The sequence below is a fragment of the Micromonospora arida genome (genome assembly GCF_003857035.1).
Taxonomy (GTDB): domain Bacteria; phylum Actinomycetota; class Actinomycetes; order Mycobacteriales; family Micromonosporaceae; genus Micromonospora; species Micromonospora arida.
Window position 1 is genome coordinate 1 of the sequence record NZ_QGSY01000311.1, and the last position, 5492, is coordinate 5492.

The 5492-nt window shown below is 71.5% G+C and carries 4 protein-coding genes and 1 pseudogene; 3 read left to right on the forward strand and 2 right to left on the reverse strand.

Annotated features, from left to right (window positions below; translation table 11 throughout):
* Positions 1-2337, reverse strand: a 2337-nt coding sequence (locus DLJ58_RS31060; RefSeq protein WP_148098023.1) for a glycoside hydrolase family 65 protein, incomplete at its 3' end; no start/stop codon positions are given.
* A gap of 173 nt (positions 2338-2510) precedes the next feature.
* Between DLJ58_RS31060 and DLJ58_RS31065 the strand changes: the two genes are divergently transcribed.
* Positions 2511-3140 carry a phosphatase PAP2 family protein gene (locus DLJ58_RS31065; RefSeq protein WP_124861954.1) on the forward strand — a complete coding sequence of 210 codons (630 nt, stop codon included), beginning with the start codon at positions 2511-2513 and terminating at the stop codon, positions 3138-3140.
* Between the two features lie 135 nt (positions 3141-3275).
* Here the strand turns inward: DLJ58_RS31065 and DLJ58_RS31070 are convergent, their stop codons facing one another.
* Positions 3276-3953, reverse strand: a complete 678-nt coding sequence (locus DLJ58_RS31070) for a prepilin peptidase (RefSeq protein WP_124861960.1) — start codon at positions 3951-3953, stop codon at positions 3276-3278.
* A gap of 797 nt (positions 3954-4750) precedes the next feature.
* Between DLJ58_RS31070 and DLJ58_RS31075 the strand changes: the two genes are divergently transcribed.
* Complete coding sequence (locus tag DLJ58_RS31075; protein WP_124861957.1) at positions 4751-5317, forward strand: hypothetical protein; 567 nt, start codon at positions 4751-4753, stop codon at positions 5315-5317.
* Positions 5311-5492: pseudogene (locus tag DLJ58_RS34345) on the forward strand (hypothetical protein); the annotation flags it as partial. The gene DLJ58_RS31075 and the pseudogene DLJ58_RS34345, both read left to right, overlap by 7 nt.

The window sequence follows — 5492 nt, forward strand, 5'->3', positions numbered from 1 at the left end:
GTCGGGCACCGGCGGCATCGGCCGGGTGACCGGTTCGGCGCCGGTGACCCGCAGCGACTCGCCGTGGTGCCACAGCTCGACCTCGGCATCCGCGGCAGCGTCGGGCAGCTCGTAGCGGGCCTCGGCCGGAGTCAACGTGACCCGCAGCCGGTGGCCGCGCCAGCGCAGGCTGAACGCCAGCCGGTCGATCCGGCGCGGAAGCCGGGGGTCGAAGGAGAGCACCCCCCGGTCGTCGCGCAGCCCACCGAAGCCCTGCACCAGCGCCAGCCACGCGCCGGCCAGCGAGGCCAGGTGCAGCCCGTCGGCGGTCTTGTCGCCCAGGTCGGCCAGGTCCTGAAGGACCGACTCGGCGAACAGGTCGTACGCCAGATCCAGGTGCCCGACCTCGGCGGCCAGCACGGCCTGCGGTGCCGCCGACAGCGACGAGTCGCGGACCGTGCGGGCCTCGTAGTAGGCCAGGTTGCGGGCCTTCTCGTCGGCGGTGAACTCACCAGGGCAGAGCTGCATGGCCAGCACCAGATCGGCCTGCTTCACCACCTGCTTGCGGTACAGCTCCAGGTACGGGAAGTGCAGCAGCAGCGGGTAGTCGTCGTCGCCGGTGTTCGCGAAGTCCCACTCGGGCTGTTCGGTGAAGCCGGCGGCCTGCTGGTGCACCCCACGCTCGCGGTCGTACGGAATGGCCATCGCGTCGGCGGCGGCCCGCCAGCCGGCCACCTCGTCGCGGTCCACGCCGAGCCGGTCGGCCAGCTCGGGATGCCCCTCGGCGGCGTCCGCCGCGCCGCGCAGATTGCGCTTCGCCATCAGGTTGGTGAAGACGTTGTCGTCGACCAGCGCGGCGTACTCGTCCGGGCCGGTCACCCCGTGCAGGTGGAAGTCGCCCTCGTCCGACCAGTGGCCGAAGCCGTGCCAGAGCCGGGCGGTCTCCACCAGCAGTTCCAGCCCCGCCTCGGCCAGGAACCGCTGGTCGTCGGTGGCCGCCAGGTAGCGCAGCACCGCGTCGGCGATGTCGGCGTTGACGTGCAGCGCGGCGGTGCCCGCCGGCCAGTAGCCGGAACTTTCCCGGCCGCCGATGGTGCGCCACGGGAAGGTCGCGCCGGTCAACCGCAGCTCGGCGGCCCGTTCCCGCGCCTCGGGCAGGTGGGCGTGCCGCCACCTCAGCGCCGATCGGGCCACCGCCGGGGCAAGGTAGGTGAGCACGGGCAGGACGTAGCTCTCGGTGTCCCAGAGGACGTGCCCGTCGTAGCCGTTGCCGGTCAACCCCTTGGCCGAGATGGTCCGTTCGGAGTCCGGACGACCGGCCTGGATCAGGTGGAACATCGCGAACCGAACGGCCTGCTGAAGCTCCGGATCGCCGTCGAGCTGCACGTCGGCGACCTGCCAGGCCGCGTCCAGGGCGGCGCGTTGGTCGGTGAGCAGGGCGTCGAAGCCGTCCGCGCGCGCCGCGTCCGCCTCGGCGGCGACCAGGGCGGCCAACTCGTCGGCGGGCGTCGCGTCGACCGCCGCCCACTCGTAGGCGGCGAACTTCGTCAGCCGCAACCGCTCCCCCGGGTGCAGGCGACCCGTCACGGTCAGCCGTACCCGGTCCGGGGTGCAGTCACCACTGGTCGTCACCGTGCCCGGCCCCTCCAACAGGTGACTGACCGCAGCCGCGACGCGCTGGCCGCTTCGCTCGGTGCGGTGCACCAGCACCCCGTCGAGGCCTGTCGCACGGTACGTCTCGGCGGTCAGCGGGTCGGTGGGCACCGAGGCGGCCCGTGGGTCGTCCGAACGCTCCGGCACCTTCTCATTGGCCAGCAGATCCGAGCAGACCCGCAGCTCGACGGGGGTGTCCAACGGCTCGACCTCGTACCGGACGGCGGCCACCGGGCGACGCGGCAGGGACACCAACCGGGTGCTGCGGATGCGTACGCCCCGCCCGGCCGGTGAAATCCACTCGGTCTCCCGGCGCAGCACGCCGGTACGCAGGTCGAGCACCCGTTCATGGCTGCGCAGCGTCCCGGTCCGGAGATCCAACGGCTCGTCGTCGACCCAGAGCCGGATCAGTGCGGCGTTCGGTGCGCTGATGACGGTGTCGCTCGCCGGCGGGAACGCGTACCCCTCCTCGGGATAGCTCAGCTCGCGCCGCTCGTGGAAGCCACTGACGTAACTGCCCGGCATCCCGCACGGGGCACCCTCGTCGAGCACCCCGCGCCAGCCGATCCACCCGTTGCCCAACGCGAAGATCGACTCGGTCTCGCCGAGCCGGTCCAGGTCGGCCTCGGTCCGCCGGATCCGCCAGGTCTCGCCGTCCGCTGCGGCGGTGGACTGCGGTTGTTCGGTGGCCGAACCGGTCTGCACGAAGCCTCCTGTGAATGTCGACGTCCTCCTGCATCAGGCAACCAGAGCTGGCTGTGCGAATCCTGGACGAAGGTCGTGCAGCCCACCCGACCTTCGACAGGAGCAGTGCCCTCTGGCGGGTTCCTAGGGTGTTCCCAGGGTGAACGGGGTATGAACGTGAAGTGAGGTGATGCATGCTCGACAACGGCAGCACGGACGTTCCGGAGATCAGCGCCGAGTGGTACCGCGACGTCGTCGACGCCGCCGCCAGCAGCCCAGAGCCGGTGCAGTGGTTCGTCGGACACGCCACCGAGGGGGTGATCCTGCTGCTCGGCGCGCTGCTGGTGATGGCCGCGCTGAGCCGCTGGTCCGGCAGCCCGCACGACCGGGCACTCGCCCTGATCGCGCCGGTGCCGGCCCTTCTGGCGTACGTGGGAAGTGAGTTCTTCAAGACCGTGGTGGACGAGGACCGCCCGTGCCGAACCATCGGCCGGGAGATCATCGCGGGTGCCTGCCCACCCCCCGGCGACTGGTCGTTCCCCAGCAACCACGCCACCATCGCCGGCGCGCTGGCGGTCACCACGTTGCTGCTCTCCCGCCGACTCGGCCTGATCGCGCTGCCCCTGGCCGCGCTCGGTGCCTTCTCCCGGGTCTTCGTGGGCGTGCACTACCCGCACGACGTGATCGCGGGCGTGCTGTTCGGTGCCCTGGTCGCCGTGGTGGCCACCCCGTTGCTGGCCCGCCCGACCAGCGAGGTGCTCCGCCGCCGGGCCAACCGCCCCGACAGCCCGGGCCCCAAACTGGCCAGCCGCTCCCGCCCCTGACCACCGACGCCCTCTCGCCGCGCGCCCCGCCGACAAGATCGCGCTCGATCCTGGTCGTAGTGGCCTCCATCGCGACCGACACCACCAGATCCTGGATCGAGCGCGATCTTGGTGGGCCGAGGCGGCGAAGGCGGGTCAGGTCGCCAGTAGGAGGGCGGCCGTTGTGCCGATCAGCAGGAACGGTCCGAACGGCAGGTGGGTGCTCCAGTTGGCGCGGCGGGTGGCCAGCAGACCCAGACTCACCAGGGCTGAGAGCCCGAAGGTGAGTACCAGCCCGAACAGCAGCACCGGCCAGCCGTACCAGCCGAGCAGCGCGCCGACGCTGAGCGCCAGCTTGGCGTCGCCAAGCCCGAAGCCGCGGCGGCCGAGCAGCACCGCGGTGCTGGCGAAGAAGAACGCCAGCCCGGCGCCACCGATGACGGCGCGCAGCCAGTGCTCCGGGTCGGCGTCGAGCGCGGCCACGCCGAGCAGCAGCCAGGTGCCGGCCGCCGCGGGCACTGTGAGCCGATCCGGCAACCGGTGCACGGCCAGGTCGACGAGGATCGCCGGGATGGTCCAGCCGAGCCACCAGATCAGCGCCGGCAGCGCCCCGCCCGGCGGACCGGCGAGCGCCAGCAGCACCGCCGCCGCGAGCACGGCCAGTTCGACGGTGGCCGGCGGTGGGCCGACCCGGGCGCGGCAGTGACCGCACCTGGCTGCCGGGCCCAGCGCCGGCCAGGGGTGGGTCAGACCGACCGGCGCGCCGCAGGCGTCGCAGCCGGTCCGGCTGGGCAGACCCGGCGGTACGGCATAACGCAGCGCGGCCAACCGCATCAGCGGGCTGATCGCGAGGATCGCGAACACTGTCGAGACCCGGGTGCGTCCCAAGGCCGAGGCGAGGCCCGCCGGTCGTTCACGCGGCAGAGCGGGCGTTGTCTGGCTTGCGGGTTTCGTCACAGCACCGGACGGCGGGGGTGCCAGGCTCCGATCGGGTGGGTCTTCCCGACCGGGGACGGCCGCCGGAGGGTCGGTCAGCGCCATGTCGCCTCCATAGCGGTCGGACACTTCCCCCCGATGGTGAACACGGATCGTGATTGAGCGCTCGCTGTGGTGTAGCGGATGGCGCAGAAAGCGACCTGCCGACCGGAGCCTGCGCGGGTGCTTTCGACCGCTTCCGAGGCAGGCGTGCCGTTGGGCGGAACAACCCTCCGACAGGGTGCCGACGCCGGTCGAATGCCGGGATGAGACCGCGATGTCCCACTCCCGCGACCGATGGCGCGACTCCGGTGAACCCATCCGGCCCGGCGACGCCCCATCAATAACGACAGTTCGCTCGCCCATTGCCCGGGGCACAGTGTGGACACCCGCCACCACCACCTGTCATCACGCTGAGTGTTCACTTGAATTGCCTCTGTTGCATCGGCGAGCGTCAGCCTATGCTCGCCCCTTGGGTGTGACGCAAGCCTCACCTTCACCATCGGACGACACAGGACCCCGAATTTGTAAAAGATCCGTAACGGTGAATGCAGAAGCGCAATGAACGGCTCCGGATGTGCTGATCCGGGCGCGCTTCCGCATGCCCGGCGGCGGTGAACCGTCACCGCCCCGGGCGACCACGAGGAGGCTCGACGGTGCGCGGACGGCAGCTCAGAAGAGCGGCAATCTGCCTGCTGGTGGGCGTGGCGGCGATGCCGGTCACCGCCTGCGCCAGCGGACGAGAAACGGTCGAACGGCCGACGGAAGCCCGCGACAACGACCCCCGGACCGATTCCGACGTCGAACGACGCGCTGCCGAAAAGGCGGCACTTGACGCGTACTCCGGATATCTCGCGGCCTCGCGCACGGCGGGCCTGCGCAGTGATCCGCGCCTGCCGGAACTGTCCCGATTCCTCGGTGATCCACTTTTGACTCGGGTGCGGGTGTCCATTCGCGAGGCTAAGGAGCACGGTGCCATGCGTACCGGGACGTTCAAGTCCGACCCGTCCGTGACCGCCGTCAGCCTGGACGCGAAGCCGGCCACCGTGGAGATCCAGGACTGCCTGGACACGACCGGCTACCGGCTGGTCTACGCCAAGGACAAGCGCTCGGTCCCCGGCAGCGGTGGCGGCAGACACCTCTCCACCGCCACCGCGACCCGCTATCCCGACGGTCGCTGGCTGATCAACTACGGTGCGACGCACCGGGACCAGCCGTGCTGAGCCGGGCCGCGACGACCCGACGGGTGCTCGCCGGCCTCGGCCTCACGCTCCTGCTGGTAGTCAGTGCGGCCCCGCCGGCCGCCGCCGCCCTACGGGCCGACCCGGGCGCGGGCTGCCCACCCGACCAACCCGACTGCAGCGTCTGGGACGACGAGCCCGGCGATCCCGGTGATCC

What these genes read in the sequence shown, in the direction of transcription:
- DLJ58_RS31065 (WP_124861954.1), top strand. Translation starts at nt 2,511, where the DNA reads ATGCTCGACAACGGCAGCACGGACGTTCCGGAGATCAGCGCCGAGTGG.
- DLJ58_RS31070 (WP_124861960.1), bottom strand. Translation starts at nt 3,953, where the DNA reads ATGCGGTTGGCCGCGCTGCGTTATGCCGTACCGCCGGGTCTGCCCAGC.